22 protein-coding genes and 1 tRNA gene are annotated in these 23,928 nt (G+C 60.5%); 19 read left to right on the forward strand and 4 right to left on the reverse strand.

Going from position 1 to position 23,928, the window contains the following annotated elements:
- The first annotated feature begins 142 nt into the window (after positions 1-142).
- The 7 genes from KGB20_RS26970 to KGB20_RS27000 all read left to right on the forward strand — a co-directional run bounded on the left by KGB20_RS26970 (position 143) and on the right by KGB20_RS27000 (position 7,695).
- Positions 143-571, forward strand: a complete 429-nt coding sequence (locus tag KGB20_RS26970) for a MarR family winged helix-turn-helix transcriptional regulator (protein ID WP_046040691.1) — start codon at positions 143-145, stop codon at positions 569-571.
- Positions 568-2,640: an FUSC family protein gene (locus tag KGB20_RS26975; protein WP_154910770.1), complete on the forward strand. Its 2,073-nt coding sequence runs from the start codon at positions 568-570 to the stop codon at positions 2,638-2,640. The genes KGB20_RS26970 and KGB20_RS26975 overlap by 4 nt, the downstream gene beginning before the upstream one ends.
- Complete coding sequence (locus KGB20_RS26980; protein WP_007987399.1) at positions 2,637-2,846, forward strand: DUF1656 domain-containing protein; 210 nt, start codon at positions 2,637-2,639, stop codon at positions 2,844-2,846. The genes KGB20_RS26975 and KGB20_RS26980 overlap by 4 nt, the downstream gene beginning before the upstream one ends.
- Positions 2,843-3,730 carry an HlyD family secretion protein gene (locus KGB20_RS26985; RefSeq protein ID WP_154910769.1) on the forward strand — a complete coding sequence of 296 codons (888 nt, stop codon included), beginning with the start codon at positions 2,843-2,845 and terminating at the stop codon, positions 3,728-3,730. The genes KGB20_RS26980 and KGB20_RS26985 overlap by 4 nt, the downstream gene beginning before the upstream one ends.
- Positions 3,727-5,175 carry an efflux transporter outer membrane subunit gene (locus tag KGB20_RS26990; protein ID WP_150812082.1) on the forward strand — a complete coding sequence of 483 codons (1,449 nt, stop codon included), beginning with the start codon at positions 3,727-3,729 and terminating at the stop codon, positions 5,173-5,175. Before KGB20_RS26985 ends, KGB20_RS26990 begins: the two co-directional genes overlap by 4 nt.
- 94 nt (positions 5,176-5,269) lie before the next feature.
- The gene (locus tag KGB20_RS26995) at positions 5,270-5,905 is read left to right on the forward strand and encodes a hypothetical protein (protein ID WP_057712526.1); all 636 of its coding nucleotides are present in this window, start codon (positions 5,270-5,272) and stop codon (positions 5,903-5,905) included.
- 284 nt (positions 5,906-6,189) lie between these two features.
- Positions 6,190-7,695, forward strand: a complete 1,506-nt coding sequence (locus KGB20_RS27000; RefSeq protein ID WP_090452416.1) for a YdgA family protein — start codon at positions 6,190-6,192, stop codon at positions 7,693-7,695.
- Positions 7,696-7,767: 72 nt separating this feature from the next.
- On the opposite strand, the gene KGB20_RS27005 is transcribed toward KGB20_RS27000, so the two are convergent.
- The gene (locus KGB20_RS27005) at positions 7,768-9,297 is read right to left on the reverse strand and encodes an FAD-dependent oxidoreductase (protein WP_154910768.1); all 1,530 of its coding nucleotides are present in this window, start codon (positions 9,295-9,297) and stop codon (positions 7,768-7,770) included.
- Between the two features lie 139 nt (positions 9,298-9,436).
- On the opposite strand from KGB20_RS27005, the gene KGB20_RS27010 reads away from it, so the two are divergent.
- Genes KGB20_RS27010 through KGB20_RS27025 form a run of 4 tightly spaced genes read left to right on the forward strand, consistent with a single transcriptional unit; the run spans position 9,437 to position 11,046 of the window.
- Positions 9,437-9,997 carry a YbhB/YbcL family Raf kinase inhibitor-like protein gene (locus KGB20_RS27010; RefSeq protein WP_154910767.1) on the forward strand — a complete coding sequence of 187 codons (561 nt, stop codon included), beginning with the start codon at positions 9,437-9,439 and terminating at the stop codon, positions 9,995-9,997.
- A gap of 56 nt (positions 9,998-10,053) precedes the next feature.
- Positions 10,054-10,323: a hypothetical protein gene (locus KGB20_RS27015; RefSeq protein WP_223473745.1), complete on the forward strand. Its 270-nt coding sequence runs from the start codon at positions 10,054-10,056 to the stop codon at positions 10,321-10,323.
- On the forward strand, positions 10,289-10,741 hold the full coding sequence (locus KGB20_RS27020; protein WP_223473746.1) for a type II toxin-antitoxin system Phd/YefM family antitoxin: 453 nt from the start codon (positions 10,289-10,291) through the stop codon (positions 10,739-10,741). Before KGB20_RS27015 ends, KGB20_RS27020 begins: the two co-directional genes overlap by 35 nt.
- Complete coding sequence (locus tag KGB20_RS27025) at positions 10,738-11,046, forward strand: type II toxin-antitoxin system RelE/ParE family toxin (protein ID WP_154910765.1); 309 nt, start codon at positions 10,738-10,740, stop codon at positions 11,044-11,046. Before KGB20_RS27020 ends, KGB20_RS27025 begins: the two co-directional genes overlap by 4 nt.
- Positions 11,047-11,118: 72 nt before the next feature.
- Here the strand turns inward: KGB20_RS27025 and KGB20_RS27030 are convergent.
- Positions 11,119-11,195 (reverse strand) — tRNA-Arg (locus KGB20_RS27030).
- A gap of 348 nt (positions 11,196-11,543) precedes the next feature.
- Here KGB20_RS27030 and gabD point away from each other — a divergent pair.
- The 3 genes from gabD to KGB20_RS27045 all read left to right on the forward strand — a co-directional run bounded on the left by gabD (position 11,544) and on the right by KGB20_RS27045 (position 15,798).
- Positions 11,544-12,986, forward strand: coding sequence for an NADP-dependent succinate-semialdehyde dehydrogenase (gene gabD, locus KGB20_RS27035; RefSeq protein ID WP_154861288.1), 1,443 nt, complete (start codon positions 11,544-11,546; stop codon positions 12,984-12,986).
- A 184-nt stretch (positions 12,987-13,170) separates the two neighbouring features.
- Positions 13,171-14,448 carry a 4-aminobutyrate--2-oxoglutarate transaminase gene (gene gabT / locus KGB20_RS27040; RefSeq protein ID WP_007994487.1) on the forward strand — a complete coding sequence of 426 codons (1,278 nt, stop codon included), beginning with the start codon at positions 13,171-13,173 and terminating at the stop codon, positions 14,446-14,448.
- Between the two features lie 135 nt (positions 14,449-14,583).
- On the forward strand, positions 14,584-15,798 hold the full coding sequence (locus KGB20_RS27045; RefSeq protein WP_154910764.1) for a response regulator: 1,215 nt from the start codon (positions 14,584-14,586) through the stop codon (positions 15,796-15,798).
- A gap of 189 nt (positions 15,799-15,987) precedes the next feature.
- Here the strand turns inward: KGB20_RS27045 and KGB20_RS27050 are convergent, their stop codons facing one another.
- Both KGB20_RS27050 and desA read right to left on the reverse strand, forming a co-directional pair.
- Entirely contained in the window at positions 15,988-16,977 is a 990-nt protein-coding gene (locus KGB20_RS27050; RefSeq protein WP_154910763.1) for a GGDEF domain-containing protein, read from the reverse strand.
- Between the two features lie 273 nt (positions 16,978-17,250).
- Positions 17,251-18,435: a delta-9 fatty acid desaturase DesA gene (desA, locus tag KGB20_RS27055; protein ID WP_154946659.1), complete on the reverse strand. Its 1,185-nt coding sequence runs from the start codon at positions 18,433-18,435 to the stop codon at positions 17,251-17,253.
- Positions 18,436-18,581: 146 nt separating this feature from the next.
- Here desA and dibA point away from each other — a divergent pair, with 146 nt between their 5' ends.
- From dibA to cysW, 5 genes are all read left to right on the forward strand, one after another.
- Positions 18,582-20,501, forward strand: a complete 1,920-nt coding sequence (gene dibA / locus KGB20_RS27060) for a phosphodiesterase DibA (protein WP_154910761.1) — start codon at positions 18,582-18,584, stop codon at positions 20,499-20,501.
- 287 nt (positions 20,502-20,788) lie between these two features.
- Positions 20,789-20,971: a sulfur starvation response protein OscA gene (gene oscA, locus KGB20_RS27065; RefSeq protein WP_056726967.1), complete on the forward strand. Its 183-nt coding sequence runs from the start codon at positions 20,789-20,791 to the stop codon at positions 20,969-20,971.
- Between the two features lie 68 nt (positions 20,972-21,039).
- Positions 21,040-22,053, forward strand: coding sequence for a sulfate ABC transporter substrate-binding protein (locus tag KGB20_RS27070; protein WP_154861283.1), 1,014 nt, complete (start codon positions 21,040-21,042; stop codon positions 22,051-22,053).
- Positions 22,054-22,227: 174 nt separating this feature from the next.
- On the forward strand, positions 22,228-23,046 hold the full coding sequence (gene cysT, locus KGB20_RS27075; RefSeq protein WP_007972956.1) for a sulfate ABC transporter permease subunit CysT: 819 nt from the start codon (positions 22,228-22,230) through the stop codon (positions 23,044-23,046).
- 12 nt (positions 23,047-23,058) lie between these two features.
- Positions 23,059-23,928 (forward strand): sulfate ABC transporter permease subunit CysW, encoded by an 870-nt coding sequence (gene cysW, locus KGB20_RS27080; protein WP_007972954.1) that lies wholly within the window; start codon positions 23,059-23,061, stop codon positions 23,926-23,928.

Raw genomic sequence — 23,928 nt, forward strand, 5'->3', positions numbered from 1 at the left:
GTTCACCCCATATGGCTTCGCGACGGATGGAAGCCAATATGTTTCAAAACTTGACGAAAAATCCCTTCCAATGCGATATTGATAGTTAGCAAACTAACAGTGTGTGTTTTCCCTCGTGCCGAATAACCTCGACATCCTCCAGATGAACATCAGCAGTGCCATGGTGGTGGCCGCCAGGCACTGGCGCAAAATCTGCCAGACCACGTTGGCCAACTATGGAATCTCCGAAGCCTGCGCCGTTCCGTTGTTGATGATCGGGCGGCTGGGCGAGGGTGTGCGTCAGGTAACGGTGGCCCAGGCGGCAGGGATGGAGAGCCCGTCGCTGGTGCGCTTGCTCGATCAGTTGTGCCATGGCGGCTACGTCTGCCGCACCGAAGATGCACAGGACCGCCGCGCCAAATGCCTGAGCCTGACCGAAACCGGTCGGGAGCTGGTGCAGGCGGTCGAAGTGGAACTGGTGCGCTTGCGCCACGAAGTCCTTGAAGGCATTGACCAGAGTGATCTGGAAGCTACGCTGCGGGTACTGAGAGCATTTGAAGCGGCCACGCCGCCATCGGTGGCCAACTCTTGAGCGGATTTTTCTCTGGCATGCCCCCGGCGCGGGACTGGTTCTACGGAGTCCGCACCTTCGCCGCATCGATGATCGCGCTGTACATCGCCCTGCTCATGCAAATGCCGCGTCCGTATTGGGCGATGGCTACGGTGTACATCGTTTCCAGTCCGTTTCTCGGTCCTACCAGTTCCAAGGCGCTGTACCGGGCGGTCGGCACCTTTATCGGCGCAGCTGCGGCGGTTTTGTTCGTGCCGATGTTCGTGCAGAGCCCCTACGTGCTGGTGGTGGTGATTGCGCTGTGGACCGGGACGCTGCTGTTTCTGTCCCTGCATTTGCGCACGGCCAACAACTACGCCTTGATGCTCGCCGGTTACACCTTGCCGCTGATCGCCCTGCCGGTGGTGAACAACCCGCTGGGGGTGTGGGACGTGGCCGAAGCGCGGACCGAAGAAATCTTTCTGGGCATCGCCGTGGCGGCAGTGGTCGGTGCCATGTTCTGGCCCCGGCGCCTGGCGCCGGTGTTCAATGATTCGGTGAGCAAATGGTTTACCGATGCATCGACCTACAGCCTGCGCTTCCTCAGCCGCAACGTGCAGCCTGAAGAGGTCAGCGCGTTGCGGGCATCGATGGTTGCTACCTTCAACTCCCTGGAGTTGATGATCGGCCAGTTGCCCCACGAAGGCTCGCGTCCGCAGACGGTGCGCAACACCAAGGAATTGCGCGGACGGATGATTCACCTGCTGCCAGTGATCGATGCCCTCGACGATGCGCTTTACGCCCTGGAACGGCGCACCCCCGAGCTTGTGGACAAGTTCGCGCCATTGCTGACGGCCACCACCGAATGGCTCGAGCACAAGGATGCCGACCTCGACCGCTGGCAGGCACTGAAGGATAAACTCGAGGCCCTGCAACCGGCTCCCGAAGCGCTGGATGACCGCAAGCAACTGCTGTTCTCCAATGCCATTTACCGTCTCGGCGAGTGGATCGATTTGTGGCAGGACTGCCGCAGCCTGCAGTACGCCATCCAGTGCGAAAGCCAGGACAACTGGCGCGCGGTGTATCGGCATTGGCGACTGGGGCGGCTGTCCCCGTTTCTGGATCGCGGCCTGATGTTTTATTCCGCTGCCTCCACCGTCACCGCGATAATCGTCGCTTCGGTGCTGTGGATTCTGCTCGGCTGGACCGATGGCGGCAGCGCAGTGATCTTGGCGGCGGTGGCGTGTAGTTTCTTTGCCTCGATGGACGACCCCGCGCCGCAGATTTACCGGTTCTTTTTCTGGACGGCGATGTCGGTGGTGTTCGCCAGCCTTTATCTGTTTCTGGTGCTGCCCAACCTGCATGACTTTCCGATGCTGGTACTGGCGTTTGCCGTGCCGTTCATTTGTGTCGGCACCCTGACGGTCAAGCCGCAGTTTTACCTGGGCATGCTGCTGACCCTGGTCAACACCTCGTCCTTCATCAGCATTCAGGGCGCTTACGACGCGGACTTCCTCAGTTTCGCCAACTCCAACCTGGCCGGCCCCATGGGGTTGCTGTTCGCGTTCATCTGGACCCTGATCGCCCGGCCGTTCGGTGCCGAACTGGCAGCCAAGCGCCTGACGCGTTTCAGCTGGCGTGACATTGTCGGCCTTGCCGAGCCGGCCACGTTGTCTGAGCATCGGCTTCTGGGCATACGGATGCTCGATCGGCTGATGCAGCACCTGCCGCGCCTGGCCATGACCGGCCAGGACTCCGGCGTGGCGCTGCGGGAAGTGCGGGTGGCGCTGAATCTGTTGGACCTGCTCGCTTATACGCCGCGGGTCCTTGGTGTGCCGCAGGTGCTGCTGCGCCAGGTGGTGGGCGAGGTTGGCGAGTACTTCAAGGCCTGTCTCAAGGCCGGTGAGCGGTTGCAGGCACCGAGCCCGTTGCTGATGACCCTCGACCGCACGCGTCGCGCCCTCAGCGGTGCCGGCGATGATGAAACCCGTCGGCATCTGCTGCACGCCCTGAGCGGCTTGCGCCTGGCACTGTTGCCCGGCGTCGAATTCGTCGGTTCCGCCGAGCCCGAAGAACCGCTTCCCCATGGCATTGATGGAGCGCCCTTATGATCGGTGACCTGGATCTGAGCGGGGTATTCCTGCCCACGCTGCTGGTGCTGATGGGCATTACGTATGTGTTGTACCTGTTGGTGCACGGGGTGCTGACGCGCCTGCACTTTTACCGTCTGGTCTGGCACCGGGCATTGTTCAACGTGGCCCTCTACGCCTTGCTGCTTGGCGCCGTGGACTCACTCAGTCGATACCTGATGACATGAAAAAACCGTTTCTAACCCTGGGTCGCGTGGTGTTGACCCTGCTGATCGTGAGCTTCGCCGTGGTCGTGGTCTGGCGCATGGTGATGTATTACATGTTCGCGCCCTGGACCCGCGATGGGCACATCCGCGCCGACATCGTGCAAATCGCGCCGGATGTCTCCGGGCTGATCCAGCAAGTGGAGGTGCGCGACAACCAGTTGGTCAAGCGCGGCCAGGTGCTGTTCAGCATTGATCCGGACCGCTTCAAGCTGGCCCTGCGCCAGGCGAAAGCGGCCGTCGCCGACCGCGAGGAAACCCTGGCCCAGGCCCAGCGCGAGGCCAAGCGGAACAAGGGTCTTGGCAACCTGGTGCCGGGTGAGCAACTGGAAGAAAGCCAGTCGAAAGTGGCTCGCGCCCAAGTGGCCTTGATGGAAGCCCAGGTGGCGGTGGACAGCGCGCAGCTCAACCTCGACCGCTCGGTGATCCGCAGCCCGGTGGACGGCTACGTCAACGACCGTGCGCCACGGGCCCAGGAGTTCGTCAGCGCCGGGCGTCCGGTGTTGTCGGTGGTCGACAGCAATTCGTTCCACATCGACGGCTATTTCGAAGAAACCAAACTGAACGGCATCCATATCGGCCAGAGCGTCGACATCCGGGTGATCGGCGACAATGCACGCCTGCGCGGGCATGTGGAGAGCATCGTCGCCGGTATCGAAGACCGCGACCGCACCAGCGGCAATAACCTGCTGCCCAACGTCAACCCGGCCTTCAGCTGGGTGCGGCTGGCCCAGCGAATTCCGGTGCGGATCGCCTTCGATGACGTGCCGGATGATTTCCGTATGATCGCCGGGCGCACCGCCACGGTATCGATCATCGACGATCAGCAACGGGAGCCAGCGCAATGAGCAAGGCCTCGGGTTTGGCGGTCGCCGGATTGGGTTTGCTGCTGTCGGCGTGTCAGATGGTCGGGCCGGATTATCATCTGCCCGAAGAGGCGGCTGTCCATCGTCCAGACTTCCAGGGCGATCTGGCGGTCGACGGCAAAACGGTGGTTTCCGCACCGGTGCCGGCCGATTGGTGGCGCCTGTACAAGGACCCGCGGCTCGACCAGTTGGTGCAGCAGGCCATGGCCTCCAACACCGATTTGCGTGTGGCGGCGGCTAGCCTGTCGCGGTCTCGTGCGCAGGTCGATGAGGCAGAAGCGGCGGGCGGCTGGAGCGGCGGCGTGCAGATGGGCGCCCAGCGCTTGCAGGAGTCTGGCCAGGCATTCCTGCTGCCGGAAAAAGTGCCGGTGGCCAACATCGGCGATATCGGCATCAGCGCGTCGTACCAGTTCGACCTGTTCGGCACTTTGCAACGCGGTATCGAAGCGGCCAAGGCCAATGCCGATGCGACACAGGCAGCTGCCGATACTGCACGCATCACCGTGGTGGCCGACGTGGTTCGCGCCTACACCCAGGTGTGTGCAGCCAATGAAGAGCGGGAAATCGCCCAGCACTCCCTCGACCTGCAAGCCCAGAGCACCACGCTGATCCAGCGCCTGCGCGATGCCGGGCGTGGCGACGAAACCCAGGTCACCCGCTCGCAGACCCAATTCAAATCCCTGCGCGCCGACATGCCGCGCTATGAAGCGTCGCGCCAGGCCGGGCTGTACCGCTTGTCGATGTTGCTGGCCAAGCCGGTGGACCAACTGCCGGCCGGCACCGCCACCTGCGACGAGCTGCCAAAAATCGCGCAACTGGTACCCGTGGGCGATGGCGCCGCGTTGCTCAAGCGTCGTCCCGATGTACGGCAGGCCGAGCGGCGACTGGCGGCCGCGACGGCCGGTATCGGCGTTGCCACGGGCGAGCTGTACCCGAACATCAGCATCGGCGCGACCATCGGTACCGTCGGTATCCTGGACGATCTCGGCGACCCGTCTACCAATCGCTGGGGCTTCGGTCCGTCGCTGACCTGGAACGTGCCGACCAACGGCGCCCGGGCGCGCATCCGCGAAGCCGAAGCGGTGACCCAGGCGACCCTGGCGCATTTCGACGGGGTGGTACTCAATGCCATTCGCGAGACCCAGACCGGTCTTGCCCAGTACACGGCATTGCTGCAACGCCGCGATGCACTGGCCGATGCCGAGCAATCGGCAAAACTGGCGGCCGACCAGACCCACCGCTTCTTCCAGGCCGGCCGCGCCTCGTTCCTGGCCGACCTGCAAGCCACCCGCACCTACATCGACGTCACGGCGCAGCTGGCGGCCGCTAACACCCAGGTTGCCGCCAGCCAGATCGATTTGTTCCTCGCCTTGGGCGGCGGTTGGGAAAGCGGACGAACGCAAGCGTCGAACTCCGGCAAACCCTGAGGCCGTTGCTATGCTTTGAAGTGTTGGAGGGGCGCCCGGTGCAAAAGCGCCCTTTCTTCGCACAAGGCTCGCGCAGGTCAGGGGGAAACCAATAATGAAAAACCCTTATGCTCTCGGCTTCTGGTGCGCCATCGTGGCGTTGGTGCTGCTGTCGGCCACCTATTTCTACGGCATCATGCTGGCCCACCAGATCGACAAGGCTATGGCGTTCCTCGACAGTGCCGCCGCGCTGATTGCCGTGATGTCCATTGCGGTGGTGGCCTGGGCCTCGGTCCAGAATCAACGCATCAAGAAAAGACAACTCGAACAGGGCAAGACCCTGGTACTGATCTGGGACACCAAGGTGGCGTTGCGTCGTGTCGAAACGGTGTTCGACCGCTATTTCTGGGGCAGTTACTGGCAACCGGGGCGCACCTTTCAGGAAGTCATGGGCGAATTGACCGGCACGCCGCTGGAAAAAAGCCTCGAGAGCCTGAAAAAACAGTGCCTGGCGCTGGACCGGCAGGTGGCTGACGACGGTCGGCACTGGCTCAGCAATGCCCGCGAACTGGCCGATGTCGCCACGGCCATGGCCCGCGAACGCTATCAACTGGACGTCTGCGACCCGCGCGCGGAAGTGACGGGCGGGGCGGTGATCAACCGTGACTTCGAAGTGCTGGTGTACACCTGGACTGCGCGGCTCAAAAGCTTTGATCATCAGCTGGATGAGATTGAAGTCCAGTATTCCTGAGATATCGATATTGGCTGTACCTACGCCTTCGCGAGCAAGCCCGCTCCCACATTGGAATGCATTCTCATGTGGGAGCGGGCTTGCTCGCGAAGGCGATTGCATAGGCACAAATAATCCCCAACCCTGTCAACAACCCCAAGACACTCTTTCACCTTTAATCATTGGGCCGTACGTCGCCCCTGATGCTAATCTCCATTCCACTTTCAGCACTGTCGAGCCACAACCCGTCATGGGTTCAGGGAAGACGACCTCACTTTCAACAACGGACACTGAACGGGTCATACATGAATAAATCAGCAGGCGTGCTACTGGGAATTGTTGTCGCCATCGGTGCCATCAGCGCAGGCGGGGCCTGGTTCACCAGCACCAGGATCGAAGGTGTGCTGAACACCTCGATAGCCGATGCCAACAAGGAACTGCAGGCGGCGATGGTTGGTTCCAACGGCACGGCGTCGCTGGAGCTGGTGTCGCTGGAGCGTCATGTGTTCAGCAGCACCGCGCACTATCGCCTCAAGGGCGAAGGCGAAATGTTCGGCGAAGCGCCGGTTGAGTTGCTGTTTGTCGATCACATCGAACACGGCCCGTTGCCGTTCTCGCGCCTGATGTCGCTCAAGTGGCTGCCGGTCCTGGCGACCAGTCACTACGAGCTGGAAAAGACTCCGTTCACCGAGAAGTGGTTTGCCGCCGCCAAGGACAAGTCCCCGCTGACCGGCGTGGTCAATATCGGCTATGACAACGCTACCAATGGCACCTTCGAGTTGCAGCCGCTGGAAATGGCACTGGATGACAAGTCGAGCATGAAGTTCTCCGGCTTGAAAATGGACGTCGACGCCAGCGCCAAGGCGCAGAAGGTCAAGGCCAACGGCTACATGGACAGCCTGAAGGTGACCACCGTGTCCGAAGACCAGACGCCGGTGCAGGTTGAATTCAATGGCCTGACCCTGGCCAGCAACCTGACAAAAAGTACCTACGGTTTCTACACCGGCGAAAACGTCGTTGAACTGGCCAGCGGCAAATCGACTTTTGGCGTCAAGCAGTCGGTGCTGGACTTCAAGAAATTCGAGATGAAAAACCTGACTGAAGAAAAGGGCAGCAACGCCTCAGGGCGTGCCGATTACAAGGTTGGCGAAGTGTCCCTGAACGGCAAGACCATTGGTTCCGGTTCGCTGGCCATGAGCCTGAAGAACCTCGACATTCCGGCGACCCTGTCGTTGATGCAGATTTACCAGAGCAAACTGCAGCCGTATGAAAGGGCGGTGGCCGAAGCAACGGCGGCCGGTCTGCCGGCACCGGAGCTGAAACTGACCGAAGCCGAAGAGGCGCTGCTCAAGTCCAGCCTGGAAAAACTGCTGGCGGCCGGACCACAAGTGGCCCTGGAAAACCTGTCGTTCAACACCGCCAATGGTGAGAGCCGCGCCAACATGGTGCTCGACCTGACCAAGCCACAAGCTATCGACCTGCCGACCGATCAGTTGGTCAGACAGCTGATCGCGCTGCTGGACTTCAAGCTGCAAGTGTCCAAACCCATGCTGATCGATGTGCTCACCGTGCAATCGCAAATCGACGGTCAGACCGACGCCAAGCTGATTGCCGATCAGGCCACCGCCACCGCGGACATGTTCAGCAGCATGGCGGTCGGCAGCCAACTGGCAAAACTGGACGGCAATAACATCGTCACTAACCTGCGTTACGCCAACAATCAGGTGGACTTCAACGGCCAGAAAATGACCGTCGAAGAGTTTGCCGGTTTTGTGATGAGCAAGTTTGCGGATGCTGGCGCCACCGAATAACGGCGGCCGTTTACCCCGCAACGCCCGGCCTCTGCATCGCGCAGGCGCCGGGCGTTTTGCTGTCTGGCAACTCTAGGGAACGTCACGGATCAGGCGCCATGCCTCTTCCCATGGCAGTGGTTGTTTCATCCGCTCGGCGAGCATCGCCATTGCCCGGTCCATCTCGCAGGCTACCGCCGCCGACACCACGCCGTTTTTTCCGAACAGGCCTATGAACGGCGGGTTGTAAGGGTCGCCCTTGAACTCGACTTCGTCCCAGGCCTCGGAGTGGCCGAGGTAGTCATAGGTTTTACCGAAATGCCAGGTCCAGAAAAACGGCACGTCGAGGTAATGCTCGTCACCGCCCAGCATATTGGCCGCGGCGATCCGCGCCTGTTGTTGGGCCAGTCGCCAGTGTTCGATGCGCAGGTATTGGTTGTTCAGCGGGAACGTTGCGATATCGCCAGCCGCCCAGAGACCGTCGGCCACGCGCATTGCGCCATCGACATGCAGCGAGTGATCCTGCTCCTTCGGTAACCCGGTAAAGGCCGCCGTGGCTGGCGTCACGCCGATGCCGACCAGCACCAGATCGGCCGCCAGGCGTTGGTCGTTGTCCAGGCGCACGGCTTCGACCTTGTCCGTCCCTTCGATCTGTACCGCATTGCCCTGGGTATGAAACACGACGCCATGGGCTTCATGTCGTGCGCGAATGGCCTTGCCGACCGTGTCGCCGAACTGTTTGGCAAGCGGCACCTCGTGGCGGGCCAATACGGTCACGTGCAGGCCAAGCTGGCGCAGGGACGAGGCGGATTCCATGGCAATAAAGCTGTCGCCGATGATCACCACCCGCTGGCCGGCGCTGGCGCTGTCCAGAATCTGCTGCGCATGGGCTTTGGAGCGCAGGACGAACACTTGCGGCAGGTCGGCGCCGGGCAGCGTCAGCGGGTTGGGCACGCCGCCGGTGGCCAGCAGCGCGGCGTCGTATGTCAGTGATTGGCCGTCAGTCAGCCGCAGCGTCCGGTTTTGCGCGTCCAGGCTTGCCACTTCGCCTCGCAGGCGCTCGATCCGCTGCTCGCGGTAAAAATCCTCATCGCGTAGCGGCGGGACTTCGTGCAGCGGTATCTCCCCGGCGATCACGTATTTGCTTAGCGCCGTGCGGTCGTATCCGGCATCGGCTTCGCGGTCGATCAACAGTAACCGGCCGCCGAAACCTTTCTCGCGCAAACATGCCGCCGCCGCCGTGCCTGCCGCGCCAGCCCCGACAATGATGAAGGTTCGTGGATCGTCGGCCGGTGGCGCGTGGGCGTCCGGCATCGGCTGGTCGCCGACCCAGATGTCGCCGTCACGGACTTCAAGGGGATAGCGCTTGAGGCTGTCCAGGGCTGGGGGTTCGCACAGCCCGCCATCCTCGACCCGAAACTGCGCCTTGTGCCATGGACACGTCAGGCGCCCGTGGCATATCGCGCCGTCCGCCAGCGGGGCTCCGGCATGCGGGCATTCGGCCTGATAAGCGCGCAGTTGTTCGCCGGCCCGCAACAGCAGAATCTTGCTGTCCTGGACCTGCACTTCCAGACCCCGGTCTTCGGGTACATTGGCGACACGCGCAACGCGATGCAGAGTCATGATTGCTCTCCAGGCAGACGTTTCACTTATGAGTCTGGTACTTATCGCGAGGTTCAGCCAATTGCCCCTGCCACGGCGTGAACGGTCCGGCTATAGTTTGCACGCCGACGACGGCCCAACACGTACAAGGTGCTCCGGTATGCCCCGATTGACCTCAATGAAACCTTGGCTTGCGGCCTTGGCAGTCGCCCTTTGCGTGCAGTTCCCGGCGCAGGCCCAGGAACGTTTCACCCTGAACATTCCTGGAGTCTCCGATGACCGCCTGTTCACGTCGGCCGCCGCCAGCGACTCCGCGGGCTGTGGCGGGCATAACATTTCCCCGGCATTGAACTGGAACGCCGGCCCGGCAGCCACCCAAAGCTACGCCATCGTCATGCACGACCCTGACGGCCAGCAGGGCCAGGGCATCGATCAGTGGGTGCATTACGGCATCAAGGCCGGCACCCACCAGATCCCGGCCGGCGCCGGGAGCAAACCCGGCCTCGAGGGCGTCGCCGGTACCAACAGCAAGGCAACCACCGGCTATGTCGGCCCTTGCCCGCCCGTTGGCGACAGCGCGCACCACTACATCATCCAGATCTACGCCCTGGACCTGCCCCCGGACGCCTTGCCCGCCGGCCTGACCCGTGCGCAGCTGCTGGAAAAAATCAAAGGCCACGTCCTGAAAAACAGTAGCGTGGTGCGGCGCTATCACCGCTAAAGGCTGATCGCCCCAGCGGATTTGCAGAAAACTGAAGTGCGCGGCATTCCGGGGATTTGGCATCCACCCCCGAAAGCGCGCACTATCAGGCTATAGCCGATGCGTTGGAGGATGCCGTGGCAAAAAAGATCGACCGCATCGCCCAAATGCTCAACTGCCCGCAAAAGGGTGAAGAACTGCGGCGAGCGATTACCGAGAGTCGCAAGGATTTTCTGCTGAATCAGCCGGAAAAGGATGTTGTTGAAGACGACGACCTTGAAGAGGAGTTTTTCGAGGACGACGAGGACGATGATGAGTACGACGAATTCGACTGGACTACAGAATGAAAAAAACCGCTTCGGCGGTTTTTTTGTGGGCCAGGACAGCACCGGTCGGAGACTCGTTGACCCCCATGCTGAAAATGGCACACTATCAGGTACTTTTTTACGTACCTTTGGAGCCGCCATGGAGCAGCTACTTGCAAGTCGTTCGGTCAGCATCACCGAGCTCAAGCGCAGCCCGAGTACTGTAATCGAGCAAGCCGGTTCCGAGCCTGTTGCCGTGCTCAACCACAACCGTCCAGCCGCCTATCTTTTACCGCACGCGGCCTATCAACAGCTGCTGGATCGGCTGCACGCTGCCGAACTTCGTGAAGCCATTGTGGCGAGCCGCAACGATCCGCGTCCGGCCGTCGCTGCCGATACAATGTTTGCCGAGCTTGATGCGCTGATTGATGAGGTAGAAGCAGAGCAACACCGTCCATGAGGCAAGTGCTTTTCTCTGCATTGGCACGGGACGATCTGCTGCAAGTCGCTCGTTTTATCGCCCTGGACAATCCTGAACGGGCCCGGACGTTTGTGGGCGAGCTACGCATGCAGTGCGCGCGATTAATCGAACAACCGAATCTGGGTGTTTCAAGAGACGATTGCGCCAAGGGATTGCGAATGCTTCCCCATGGCCGATATCTGATCTTCTACTGTTTGGCGGACGACGAGATCAAGGTCGAACGCGTGCTGCATAGCGCGAGAGACATTGGCCGGCTGTTTGAAAAAAACAGCATTGATCATTAGGCGCGAAGCTTGCAATCACCCACAAAAAAGCCCCAGACCCATAAGGCCCGAGGCTTTCTTGTAACAGCGGTATGGTGCACCAGGCGGGATTCGAACCCACGACCCCTGCCTTCGGAGGGCAGTACTCTATCCAGCTGAGCTACTGGTGCAGCGGGCGCCATGATACTCATATGCGTTGAAGGCGTCCATGCTGCTGAATCGCCTGTGTTTTTTGAAGCTGTAACGCGCGGTTGCTACGTTGATCAGAAAAAATGGGCAAAAGCGTCGTTTTCGTTCTTTTTTTCGAACAGGCTATTGTCCTTTACCCCCTTTGATCCTAGGATTCGTTTGAGATTTCAAACGCTCTTGTCTGGGTGCTGAACCGCACGAGTTCAATCAGTGCGCTATTTATGTGCTTCAGCCCGGTGAATGATTTCCCTGACGGCAGCCTATCGAGGCGCCTTTCTACAATCATAATTTGCTCCGCATTCTTTGCGGTGCTGTTAAGGAAAGCCGACATGCAGCTTAAAGACACCCAGTTGTTCCGCCAGCAAGCCTTCATCGATGGCGCGTGGGTCGATGCGGACAATGGTCAGACGATCAAGGTCAACAACCCGGCAACGGGCGAAATTCTGGGCACCGTGCCGAAAATGGGCGCTGCCGAAACCCGCCGTGCGATCGAAGCTGCTGACAAAGCGCTGCCGGCCTGGCGTGCACTGACCGCCAAAGAACGTGCGACCAAGCTGCGTCGCTGGTACGAGCTGATCATCGAGAACCAGGAAGACCTGGCGCGCCTGATGACCCTGGAACAAGGCAAGCCATTGGCCGAAGCCAAGGGCGAAATCGTTTACGCCGCTTCCTTTATCGAGTGGTTCGCCGAAGAAGCCAAGCGCATCTACGGTGACGTGATTCCGGGCCACCAGCCAGACAAGCGCCTGATCGTGATCAAGCAGCCAATCGGCGTGACCGCTGCGATCACCCCGTGGAACTTCCCGGCCGCGATGATCACCCGTAAAGCCGGTCCAGCCCTGGCCGCCGGTTGCACCATGGTGCTCAAACCTGCTTCGCAAACTCCGTTCTCTGCATTCGCCCTGGCCGAACTGGCCCAGCGTGCCGGAATCCCGGCTGGCGTGTTCAGCGTTGTTTCCGGCAGCGCCGGCGACATCGGCAGCGAGCTGACCAGCAACCCGATCGTGCGCAAGCTGTCCTTCACCGGTTCGACCGAAATCGGTCGTCAACTGATGTCGGAATGCGCCAAGGACATCAAGAAAGTGTCCCTGGAGCTGGGTGGCAACGCGCCGTTCATCGTGTTCGACGACGCGGACCTGGATAAGGCCGTCGAAGGCGCGATCATTTCCAAGTATCGCAACAACGGTCAGACCTGCGTCTGCGCCAACCGCCTGTACATTCAGGATTCGGTCTACGACGCGTTCGCCGAGAAGCTGAAAGTGGCTGTTGCCAAGCTCAAGATCGGCAACGGTCTGGAAGACGGCACTACCACTGGCCCGCTGATCGACGAAAAAGCCGTGGCCAAGGTGCAAGAGCACATCGCTGACGCCGTTTCCAAAGGCGCCACCGTGCTGTCCGGCGGCAAGTCGATGGAAGGCAACTTCTTCGAGCCGACCATCCTGACCAACGTGCCGAATAACGCTGCCGTGGCCAAGGAAGAAACCTTCGGTCCATTGGCTCCGCTGTTCCGCTTCAAAGACGAAGCCGACGTGATTGCGATGTCCAACGACACCGAGTTCGGTCTGGCCTCGTACTTCTATGCTCGTGATCTGGGCCGTGTGTTCCGTGTGGCTGAAGCCTTGGAATACGGCATGGTCGGCGTCAACACCGGGTTGATCTCCAACGAAGTCGCGCCGTTCGGCGGCATCAAGGCCTCGGGCCTGGGCCGTGAAGGCTCCAAGTACGGCATCGAAGATTACCTGGAAATCAAATACCTCTGCCTGGGCATCTAACCCCGGAAGAGCATTGCTTCAAGCGCAAAGGGCACGAGAGCGCTGTCCCTTTGCGCCGCTTCAAACCGGAATTTTCTCGGTGGCCGGGAACGCAGTGGCAGTCGATCATCGCATGCTGCCGCCGTTGCTCCCCGTCGCTTTATCCTTGAACCACGCCGCCCGATGAGCGGTGAATGAGGAATGTATGAGCAAGACTAACGCTTCTTTGATGGCCCGCCGTACCGCTGCTGTTCCACGTGGTGTTGGCCAGATTCACCCGATCTTCGCCGATTCCGCGAAGAACGCGACCGTAACCGACGTTGAAGGTCGTGAATTCATCGACTTCGCCGGCGGTATCGCCGTACTGAACACCGGCCACGTGCACCCGAAAGTCATCGCCGCCGTGACCGAGCAGTTGAACAAGCTGACCCACACCTGCTTCCAGGTACTGGCCTACGAGCCGTACGTGGAAGTGTGCGAAAAAATCAACGCCAAGGTCCCAGGTGATTTCGACAAGAAAACCCTGCTGGTGACCACCGGCTCCGAAGCCGTGGAAAACTCCATCAAGATCGCCCGTGCCGCCACTGGCCGTGCCGGCGTGATCGCCTTCACCGGCGCCTACCACGGTCGCACCATGATGACCCTGGGCCTGACCGGTAAAGTCGTGCCTTACTCGGCCGGCATGGGCCTGATGCCAGGCGGCATCTTCCGCGCGCTGTACCCGAACGAACTGCACGGCGTGAGCATCGACGATTCGATCGCTTCCATCGAACGCATCTTCAAGAACGACGCCGAGCCGAAAGACATCGCTGCGATCATCATCGAGCCGGTTCAGGGCGAAGGTGGTTTCTACGTCGCGCCGAAAGAATTCATGAAGCGTCTGCGTGCCCTGTGCGACCAGCACGGCATCCTGCTGATCGCTGACGAAGTACAGACTGGCGCTGGCCGTACCGGCACATTCTTCGCGATGGAACAGATGGGCGTTGCTGCCGACCTGACCACCTTCGCCAAATCCATCGCTGGCGGCTTCCCGCTGGCCGGTGTGTGCGGCAAGGCCGAATACATGGACGCCATTGCTCCAGGCGGCCTGGGCGGCACCTACGCCGGTAGCCCGATCGCTTGCGCCGCGGCCCTGGCCGTGATGGAAGTGTTCGAAGAAGAACACCTGCTGGATCGTTGCAAGGCTGTTGGCGAGCGTCTGGTAACCGGCCTGAAGGCCATCCAGGCCAAGTACCCGGTGATCGGTGAAGTCCGTGCCCTGGGCGCGATGATCGCGGTCGAGCTGTTCGAAAACGGCGACAGCCACAAGCCGAACGCTGCAGCCGTGGCGTCCGTTGTGGCCAAGGCTCGCGACAAGGGTCTGATCCTGCTGTCCTGCGGCACCTACGGTAACGTTCTGCGCGTCCTGGTACCGCTGACCTCGCCGGACGAGCAACTGGACAAAGGTCTGGCGATCATCGAAGAGTGCTTCTCCGAACTCTGATCCCCTGTGTGACCTGATCCACAAAAAACCCGCTTCGGCGGGTTTTTTCATGCCCCTTGAAACACATCCCGCCCATTAGCGCTGTATCGGATGGCCAGCATTGGCTAAGGTTTGCGCATTGCCAGGGAGAGCTGTATGACAACCGTCATTTTACCCGCCGTTCCAAGAGTCCTGATCGCCGAGGCCGACCCCTGGTCCCGGGATTTGCTTAAGGAAGTGTTGTTGAACGTACGCTGCGATGCGCGGCTGGATTTGTGCGCCGATGGTCAGCAAGCGCTGGAGCTATTGGCTGCCAACCCCTATGACCTGGTGATCGCCGACTGGGAGTTGCCCGGCGTCGATGGCCTGAATGTCCTGCGCAGCATCCGCCAGCGCAAACGCAATCCGCCCATGCCGTTCATTCTGATGAGCAGTCGCAACGACAGTGCCAGCGTGCGCGAGGCCTTGCCGCTGGCGCCGGCCGCGTACCTGACCAAACCCCTGAATATGGAAAGCCTGACCCATCGGTTGCAGGGGCTGCTGCTGAACGCTGGCGAAGAAGTCTCGTGCGAAGTGCCGTCGCTGGCACCGGGCATGACGTTGTCGGTGTTTCTGGAGCGTCGACGGGAATTGGCTGACGGTGCGCCGCTGATGACCGACGTGCAAGTGGCGGTCAAACGCAGCCTCAATCCCAATGGCCTCGATTTGACGGTGCTGGAAGACGAAATCCGCACCGATCCGCAGGTTACCGCTGTGCTGATCGCCGCTGCCAACAGCGCGGCCCAGCACCACGGCACCGCTGTGCAAACCCTGTCCCAGGCGCTGCATCGCCTGGGCACCGGGCAGAGCATGAACCTGATTCTCGGGTTGGCGCTCAAGCGCAGTGCCCGGCTCAGCGATCCGCAATTGGCCGACTATGCCGAGCGTTACTGGGATCTGTCCCTGCACACCGCCGAATACGCGAGAACCCTGGCGCGCTTGCTCGATCTGGATCAGGAGCGCTGCTATTGCGCCGGCATGTTGCATCGTCTCGGCGATCTGGCGTTGCTGCGGTGTTTGCAGGAATGGAAACAGGCCGGTGGCGAACTGGACGAGCAGGAGGAAGTGGGCGAAGCGCTGGTTGAATTTGGCGCGGCCTATGGCTCGGCCCTGCGCACGCGCTGGCGTCTGCCACTGGAGTTGCGCGAACTGATTGCGGCGGCCTATCAGCTCGGTGGCGGGGTTTACTCGCGCGAAGCACTGGTGATGAACATGGCGGCGCAGATGGCGCGCTTGACCGAGCATGAGGGCATCGAGGCGCTGGCGAAGAGCCGGACGGCGAGGTTGCTCAAGATCGGCCTGCCGGAGTTGATGCGTTTGCGCAAAAAGTAAGCACACCACCAACCCCTGTGGGAGCGAGCTTTTGTGGCGAGGGGGCTTGCCCCCGTTGGGCTGCGAAGCAGTCCTGCATTTGGTGTTCCAGCATTGTCAGGACAACCGCATTCGCTGGTTTACGGCTGCTGCGCAACCGAACGGGGGCAAGCCCCCTCGCCACAGGTATCCGGTGGTGCCAACGAAATCTCAGCCCGTCACAATCCGGTTCTTTCCCTCGCGCTTGGCCTGGTACATCGCGGCATCTGCCCGGGAAAACAGGTTTTCCACGTTTTCGTCCGCGGCGGTCAGGCTGGTCAGGCCCTGGCTGACGGTGATGCCGAACATCTGGCCCTCATGGTTGAAACTCAATTGCTGAATCTGCCGTTGCAGGCGTTCAGCCACTTGCAGGGCCATTTGCGGTGTACAGCCGGGAAACACCGCTGCAAACTCCTCACCGCCAATACGCCCGAACAGGTCGCCACGACGCAACGCTGCGCGGCCGCTTTCGGCAATGCGCTGCAACACGTTGTCGCCTTCCTGGTGACCGTAGGTGTCGTTGATCGTCTTGAAGTTATCAATGTCCAGCATCAGAAACGACAGCGGCTCGCCCTGTTGCCGGGTGTGTGCGAACGCGCGGTGGGCGCATTCGAAGAAATGACGGCGGTTGCTGCTCTGGGTCAGCGCATCGATGGTAGCCAGGCGATGCAGCTCGGTTTCCATCTGCTTCTTGTCGGTGATGTCTTCGGCGATGCCGACGATGATCACCGGTTGCCCCGGCTCGGGCTGGCGGTTGATGTAGCATTTGTCGCTTAGCCAGCGCACCTGGCCCTCGGCGGCGATGACTCGATACTCGCGGTCTTCGACGGCGCCTTTGTCCAGTACTTCGGCAAGGCTGCGTTCGGCATAGTCCAGGTCGTCAGGGTGAATGCTGTCGCACCATTGATTGCAGTCGGCCAGCAGTAGATCGGCCGAACGGCCAAAGATCCGTTCATAGGCGGGGCTGACGTAAAGCACCTTGCGGGTTTCCCAATCGAATGCCCACAGCACTGCATTGACGCTCATCAGCAAGGTGCTGAACAACTGTTCGCGTTCGCTCAGGCGTGCGACTTCGCGTTGGGCGTGCATCAGCGCTATCAGGGGCTGCGCGGCCTCGGGCCAATGGGACGGAGATGAGTCTTGCAGGTTTTTTGGGGCCATCGACACAAATCTCAAAGGGCATGCCGCGCGTTCGATAGCGGCCAACACCAAGCCTGCCGGGAATGGCGAAGTGTCTTTGAGATAGGGCTTTTTAGATGAAGTTCCCGCCTTGTGTGGCGAGGGAGCCTGCTCCCGCCGGGCGGTAGGGGAGACGGATTTTTGCAGTCACAAATCAATGTGGGAGCGGGCTTGCTCGCGAAGGCGGTGGGCCAGTCAATGAAGATGTCGACTGACTCACCGCCTTCGCGAGCAAGCCCGCTCCCACAGGTTTTTTCAGACGGCGGCAGGGCGCAGGGAGTAGGTCTTCAACTGATCGGCGAAGTCGCGCAGGGATTGAATCCCGCTGGCTTCGGCTTCGTGTACCCAGTCCTTGATGGCCGCCAGCATGTCGTGGCCATTTGAGCTGGTCTTGACCCAGATCTGCTGCAGAGCCAGGCGTTTCTCGTAAATTATCTTCAGTGCCTGGCTGTGCTCGAGCATGTTCTGGATGCGTACATGGTGTTTGTCATCCAGCAGACTGGTCTCCCGCGAAAGCAGGCGTTTGGCCCGGTGGAACTGGTGACGTACCGAGTGATCGACCTTTTCCAGCTCTTGCTTGACCAGCGGGCCGATCACCAATTTGCGGTACTGGGCCATGATCTGGAAGCGGTTGTTGAGGATCGCCATGGCGGTGTCCATGTCCAGGTTGCCCTTGCCTTCGACGCGGTGGGCAATCGGCGCAACCCGTTGAACCTTGGCCAGGCGCAGGAAGCTGAAGACTTGAATCCACGCCCAGCCCAGGTCGAATTCCCACTTCTTCACCGACAGTTTTGCCGAGTTAGGGTAGGTGTGATGGTTGTTATGCAGCTCTTCGCCGCCAATCAGGATGCCCCAAGGCACCAGATTGGTCGCCGCATCGCGGCATTCGAAGTTGCGGTAGCCGATGGCATGGCCCAGGCCATTGACTACGCCGGCGGCCCACACCGGGATCCACATCATCTGGATGGCCCAGATGGTGATGCCGATGGTGCCGAACAGCAGCAGGTCGATAACGCCCATGATCGCGATGCCCAGCAGCGGGAAGCGGCTGTAGAGGTTGCGCTCGATCCAGTCTTCGGGGCAGTTCTTGCCGTAGATGCGCAGCGTCTCGGGGTTTTCCGCTTCGGCGCGGTACAGCTCGGCGCCTTTGCGCAGCACTGTGGACAAACCCTTGATGACCGGGCTGTGCGGGTCATCGACGGTTTCGCATTTGGCGTGATGCTTGCGGTGGATGGCGGTCCACTCGCGGGTGTTCTGCGCCGTGGTCAGCCACAGCCAGAAACGGAAGAAATGCTTCAGGCCGGCATTCAGCTCCAGGGAGCGATGGGCCGAGTAACGATGCAGATAGACCGTGACGGCGATGATCGTGACGTGGGTCATCAGCAGGGTGACTGCTACCAGCGACCAGGGCGACAAGCCAAGAAAACCTTCGTACCACATAGGCTGTAGGGCCCTCGATAAAGAAAAAACAGCCGTTGCATTATCACTAAGCCCACACAGAAAACCAGTCACCCTTTCAGATAAGAGTGGCTGGATGTGTCTTTAAACTATAATTCCAACCTTTTTGTAGGGACATGGATCGCCGGATGTCTGCCACCTATCGCGATGCCTTGTGTGCAGCGCTGCTCTATCTGCTGCTTTCTGTGGCTTGGCTGCAGATCAGTGGCTATTTATTAAACAGTTTCTTCGATAGCTCTGCCGAGCGATTGCGATGGCAACTGATCAACGGTTATGTCTGGGTGCTGTTCAGTGCCGGGATGATCTTCATTGCTCGGGCGCGGCTGCTGCGGTGTCTGGGTATCGGCGCCAAACTGCGTGAGCGCGATGCCGACCGCATGCGCTTGCGCCAGGCGGCAGCCGTGTTCGACTGCACCCGCGAAGGCGTGCTGGTCACCAATCGGGAAGGTCTGATCGTCCATGTGAACCGGGCATTCATGGAAATCACCGGTTACGGGTGTGAGGACGTGCTGGGGCAGCGGCCCAACCTGTTCAAGTCCGGGCGACACTCTCCTGAGTTCTATCAGGTGATGTTTGCCACGCTCGCCAGTGTCGGGGAGTGGAGTGGAGAAATCTGGAACCGGCGCAAAAGCGGCGAGATTTACCCGCAATGGCAAACGATCCGCCTGATCCACGACGACTACGGCCAGCCGAGCCAATATGTGGCGGTGTTTTCCGACATCAGCGCAATCAAGAATTCAGAACACGAACTGATGCACCTGGCGCACCACGATCCGCTGACCGATCTGCCGAACCGCCTGCTGTTCATCGATCGCGCCGAACAGGCCCTGGCCTCGGCACAGGTCCATAAGCGTGGCTGCGCGCTGCTGATGGTCGATCTCGATCACTTCAAGATGATCAACGACAGCCTCGGGCATACCATTGGCGACCAGTTGCTCAAGGCTGTGGCCGAGCGCCTGGGGGCCATGTTCGGTCCGGGCGTCACCCTGGCGCGGTTGGGCGGGGATGAGTTCGCCATACTTGCCGAAAGCTGTCCGCAACTGATTCAGGCCGCTGCGTTGGCCCAGCGGATCATCGATGGTCTTAAAGACCCGTTCCTTATTGATGGGCACCTGCTGTCCATAAACACCAGCATCGGCATCAGCCTGTTCCCCAGCGATGCGCTGAGCGTCGAGCAACTGCTGCGCAATGGCGACTCTGCACTGTTCAAGGCCAAGAGCGCGGGGCGCAATGATTATGCCCTGTACACCGAAGAGCTGACGGCCCACGCCCAGCAACGGCTCGAGATCGCCTTCGAATTGCGCCGCGCCCTGGACCGACAAGAGCTGCGGGTCTATTACCAGCCGGTTCACGACCTCAAGAGCCGTCGCCTGATCGGCGTCGAGGCGCTGGTGCGTTGGCAGCACTCGCAGCGGGGCCTGGTGTCGCCGGCGGAATTCATTCCGGTCGCCGAACGAACCGGTCTGATTGCAGAAATCGACACCTGGGTCATGGCGCAGGCGTGTCGGCAGATGTGCCAGTGGCAGCAGGACGGGGTGGTGCTGTCGTTCGTCGCGGTCAACGTTTCTTCGCGTCTGTTCGCCCGTCGTGAGCTGTATCAGCAGGTGGCGCAGGTCCTGCGCGAAACCGGGCTGGAGCCGGCGTTTCTCGAGCTGGAAGTCACTGAAAGCGCGGTGATGGAAGACCCGGAAGTCGCGCTGGAGCAGATGCATCGCCTGCGCGAGCTGGGTGTGCGCCTGGCCATCGACGACTTCGGCACGGGTTACTCATCGCTGCTGCGGCTCAAGCGTCTGCCGGTGCAGAAGTTGAAAATCGACCAGGGCTTCGTCGCCGGGTTGCCGTGGGATGAGGATGATGCGGCGATCTCGCGGGTGATCATTGCGCTGGCCCAGAGCATGGGCATGCAGGTCCATGCCGAGGGGATCGAGCAGGCTGAGCAGGCGGAATTTCTGCTCGAGCACGATTGCGATCTGGGTCAGGGCTACTGGTTCGGGCGGCCGGTACCGGCGGAGCAGCTTGACTGGATGCATGAGCCGGTGATCGTGTAGGAGCAAAACCTGTGGGAGCGAGCTTGCTCGCGATAGCGGAATATCAGTCGACATTTCTGGTGGCTGACACTCCCTCATCGCGAGCAAGCTCGCTCCCACAGGTTTTTTTGGTGTGCCTGAAAGAGGGTGATTCACCTCAAGCTCTTGTCTCCACAGTTAATCTCTTCTGGTTATATAAACATTCTTAAATAGTCTTTTTAAGAATATCTACACCTCTCTAGTATTGCTCTCAAGCCGCAAGCAGTGCCGACACTGCGAGGCAACCTCTCAGTTGAAGGAGCAGCAATATGAGCGCATCCCTGCGTAGCGTCGACGGTCAAGACGAAGCCACCATCCTGCGTGAAATCCAGAGTGCCCTGCGCGATCTGCGCTTTGGCGCCGTGGAAATCACTGTGCACAACGCCCAGGTGGTGCAGATCGAACGCAAAGAAAAATTCCGTTTGCAGCAGCCGGGCAACAAGTCGGGCTGAGGCGAATCAGGCAACGCGATATCCCATAAGAAAAAGCCAACAAACCAAGAATTCCAGGAGCTTTCACCATGTCGTCGATTCGTCATTTCGCTTTGGCCGCCCTGGCCAGCGCCCTTTTTGCCGGTTCCGCCGTTGCCAAGGACTATGAGCTGCTCAACGTGTCATACGACCCGACCCGCGAGCTGTATCAGGACTACAACGCCGAATTCATCAAGTTCTGGCAAAAGGACCACGCCGGTGACTCCGTGAAAATCCAGCAATCCCACGGCGGTTCGGGCAAGCAGGGTCGGGCGGTGATCGATGGCCTGCGTGCCGACGTCGTGACCCTGGCCCTGGCCGGCGATATCGACGAAATCGCCAAGCTTGGCAAGTCCCTGCCGGCGGACTGGCAAAAACGCCTGCCGGACGCCAGCACGCCTTACACCTCGACCATCGTGTTCCTGGTGCGCAAGGGCAACCCTAAAGGCATCAAGGACTGGGGCGACCTGGTCAAGAATGATGTCTCGGTGATCACACCGAATCCGAAGACCTCCGGCGGTGCGCGCTGGAACTTCCTCGCGGCCTGGGCCTATGGCCTGAAAGCCAATGGCGGCGACGAAGCCAAGGCCAAGGAATACGTGCAAACCCTGTTCAAGCACGTGCCAGTGCTGGATACCGGCGCCCGCGGCTCGACCATTACCTTCGTCAACAACGGTCAGGGCGACGTATTGCTGGCCTGGGAAAACGAAGCCTTCCTGGCCCTGAAAGAAGAGGGTGGTGCCGACAAGTTCGACATCGTCGTGCCTTCGCTGTCGATCCTCGCTGAGCCGCCGGTGGCGGTAGTCGACAAAAATGCCGAGAAAAAGGGCAACGGGCAGATCGCCGAAGCCTACCTCAAGTACCTGTACAGCCCGGCCGGCCAGGAAATCGCGGCGAAGAACTTCTATCGTCCACGTGACAAGGACGTGGCCGCCAAATACGCCCAGCAGTTCCCGAAACTGGAGCTGGTGAGCATCGACAAGGATTTCGGCGGCTGGAAAGTCGCACAGCCGAAATTCTTCAATGATGGGGGCGTGTTCGACCAGATCTACCAGGCGCAGTAATCTGACTCAAGCCACGCAACGAGCCTGATGCCTGGGCTCGTAACTGTGGGAGCGGGCTTGCTCGCGAAGGCGGTGTGTCAGGCGACGTAAATGTTGACTGATATGGCCTCTTCGCGAGCAAGCCCGCTCCCACATTGATGCGTTTAGCGGATCGCTTTTTAACCAAGGACTTTTATGTCGCGTCGTATCTCCCCCGTCATACCCGGCTTCGGGCTGACGCTGGGCTACACCTTGGTGTACCTCAGCCTGATTGTGCTCATACCACTGGCGGCAATGTTCGTGCATGCCGCTCAACTCACCTGGGATCAGTTCTGGGCAATCATCTCGGCGCCACGGGTGCTGGCCGCGTTGAAGCTCAGCTTCGGCACCGCCCTGTGTGCCGCGATCATCAACGGCATCATCGGCACGCTGCTGGCCTGGGTATTAGTGCGCTATACCTTCCCAGGGCGAAAAGTGATCGATGCAATGATCGACTTGCCGTTCGCATTGCCCACGGCGGTGGCCGGTATTGCGCTGACGGCGTTGTACACCCCTACCGGTCTGGTCGGTCAGTTTGCGGCGGATCTGGGTTTCAAGATCGCCTACACCCCTCTGGGCATCACCCTTGCCCTCACTTTTGTGACACTTCCATTCGTAGTACGTACCGTACAGCCAGTATTGGCGGATATTCCTCGTGAAGTCGAGGAAGCGGCGGCGTGCCTGGGTGCAAAACCCTTGCAGGTTTTCCGCCATATCCTGCTGCCGGCACTGCTTCCGGCATGGCTTACCGGTTTCGCTTTGGCCTTTGCCCGCGGGGTCGGCGAGTACGGTTCGGTGATTTTCATCGCGGGCAACATGCCGATGAAAACCGAGATTCTGCCGCTGCTGATCATGGTCAAGCTCGACCAATACGATTACACCGGTGCTACCTCCATTGGTGTACTGATGCTGGTGGTTTCCTTCGTCCTGTTGCTGCTGATCAACTTGTTGCAGCGGCGCATCGAAACCCCATAAGGAGGCGCACCCATGTCCCAATCGTCTATTGCTGCCGCTTCCTCGAACGCTGCCCGCCGTGGCAGTGCGACCTCGCGGCGAATCCTGATCGGCCTTGGCTGGCTGATTTTTGCGCTGTTCCTGTTGCTGCCGCTGTTCATCGTGGTGTCCCAAGGCCTGAAGCTCGGCCTCGGTGCGTTCTTCACCGCGATCTTTGAGCCGGACGCGCTGTCGGCCCTGAAACTCACGGTCATCGCCGTGTTGATTTCGGTGCCGCTGAACCTGGTGTTTGGTGTCAGTGCCGCGTGGTGCGTGAGCAAGTACTCGTTCCGTGGCAAGAGCATGCTGGTGACACTGATCGACCTGCCGTTCTCGGTGTCGCCGGTGATCGCTGGTCTGGTCTATGTGCTGATGTTCGGCGCCCAAGGCCTGTTCGGTCCATGGTTGCAGGACCACGACATCCAGATCGTCTTCGCCCTGCCGGGCATCGTGCTGGCGACGATCTTCGTCACCGTGCCGTTCGTGGCCCGTGAACTGATCCCGCTGATGCAGGAGCAAGGTACCCAGGAAGAGGAGGCCGCGCGCCTGCTCGGGGCCAACGGCTGGCAGATGTTCTGGCACGTCACCGTGCCCAACATCAAATGGGGCCTGATCTACGGCGTGGTGTTGTGTACCGCGCGGGCCATGGGGGAGTTCGGTGCGGTGTCGGTGGTTTCCGGGCACATTCGCGGGGTGACCAACACCCTGCCGTTGCACGTTGAGATCCTCTACAACGAATACAACCACGTGGCCGCGTTCGCCGTGGCGAGCCTGTTGCTGATCCTGGCGCTCTTCATCCTGCTGCTCAAGCAGTGGAGCGAAAACCGTATTAACCGCCTGCGCGCCAGCGCCGCGGAGGAATAA

Source organism: Pseudomonas sp. BF-R-30, from assembly GCF_019956175.1.
GTDB lineage: Bacteria > Pseudomonadota > Gammaproteobacteria > Pseudomonadales > Pseudomonadaceae > Aquipseudomonas > Aquipseudomonas jessenii.

What these genes read in the sequence shown, in the direction of transcription:
- KGB20_RS26970 (WP_046040691.1), top strand. Translation starts at nt 143, where the DNA reads ATGAACATCAGCAGTGCCATGGTGGTGGCCGCCAGGCACTGGCGCAAA.
- KGB20_RS26980 (WP_007987399.1), top strand. Translation starts at nt 2,637, where the DNA reads ATGATCGGTGACCTGGATCTGAGCGGGGTATTCCTGCCCACGCTGCTG.
- KGB20_RS26985 (WP_154910769.1), top strand. Translation starts at nt 2,843, where the DNA reads ATGAAAAAACCGTTTCTAACCCTGGGTCGCGTGGTGTTGACCCTGCTG.
- KGB20_RS26990 (WP_150812082.1), top strand. Translation starts at nt 3,727, where the DNA reads ATGAGCAAGGCCTCGGGTTTGGCGGTCGCCGGATTGGGTTTGCTGCTG.
- KGB20_RS26995 (WP_057712526.1), top strand. Translation starts at nt 5,270, where the DNA reads ATGAAAAACCCTTATGCTCTCGGCTTCTGGTGCGCCATCGTGGCGTTG.
- KGB20_RS27000 (WP_090452416.1), top strand. Translation starts at nt 6,190, where the DNA reads ATGAATAAATCAGCAGGCGTGCTACTGGGAATTGTTGTCGCCATCGGT.
- KGB20_RS27005 (WP_154910768.1), bottom strand. Translation starts at nt 9,297, where the DNA reads ATGACTCTGCATCGCGTTGCGCGTGTCGCCAATGTACCCGAAGACCGG.
- KGB20_RS27010 (WP_154910767.1), top strand. Translation starts at nt 9,437, where the DNA reads ATGCCCCGATTGACCTCAATGAAACCTTGGCTTGCGGCCTTGGCAGTC.
- KGB20_RS27020 (WP_223473746.1), top strand. Translation starts at nt 10,289, where the DNA reads ATGAGTACGACGAATTCGACTGGACTACAGAATGAAAAAAACCGCTTC.
- KGB20_RS27025 (WP_154910765.1), top strand. Translation starts at nt 10,738, where the DNA reads ATGAGGCAAGTGCTTTTCTCTGCATTGGCACGGGACGATCTGCTGCAA.
- gabD (WP_154861288.1), top strand. Translation starts at nt 11,544, where the DNA reads ATGCAGCTTAAAGACACCCAGTTGTTCCGCCAGCAAGCCTTCATCGAT.
- gabT (WP_007994487.1), top strand. Translation starts at nt 13,171, where the DNA reads ATGAGCAAGACTAACGCTTCTTTGATGGCCCGCCGTACCGCTGCTGTT.
- KGB20_RS27045 (WP_154910764.1), top strand. Translation starts at nt 14,584, where the DNA reads ATGACAACCGTCATTTTACCCGCCGTTCCAAGAGTCCTGATCGCCGAG.
- KGB20_RS27050 (WP_154910763.1), bottom strand. Translation starts at nt 16,977, where the DNA reads ATGGCCCCAAAAAACCTGCAAGACTCATCTCCGTCCCATTGGCCCGAG.
- desA (WP_154946659.1), bottom strand. Translation starts at nt 18,435, where the DNA reads ATGTGGTACGAAGGTTTTCTTGGCTTGTCGCCCTGGTCGCTGGTAGCA.
- dibA (WP_154910761.1), top strand. Translation starts at nt 18,582, where the DNA reads ATGTCTGCCACCTATCGCGATGCCTTGTGTGCAGCGCTGCTCTATCTG.
- oscA (WP_056726967.1), top strand. Translation starts at nt 20,789, where the DNA reads ATGAGCGCATCCCTGCGTAGCGTCGACGGTCAAGACGAAGCCACCATC.
- KGB20_RS27070 (WP_154861283.1), top strand. Translation starts at nt 21,040, where the DNA reads ATGTCGTCGATTCGTCATTTCGCTTTGGCCGCCCTGGCCAGCGCCCTT.
- cysT (WP_007972956.1), top strand. Translation starts at nt 22,228, where the DNA reads ATGTCGCGTCGTATCTCCCCCGTCATACCCGGCTTCGGGCTGACGCTG.
- cysW (WP_007972954.1), top strand. Translation starts at nt 23,059, where the DNA reads ATGTCCCAATCGTCTATTGCTGCCGCTTCCTCGAACGCTGCCCGCCGT.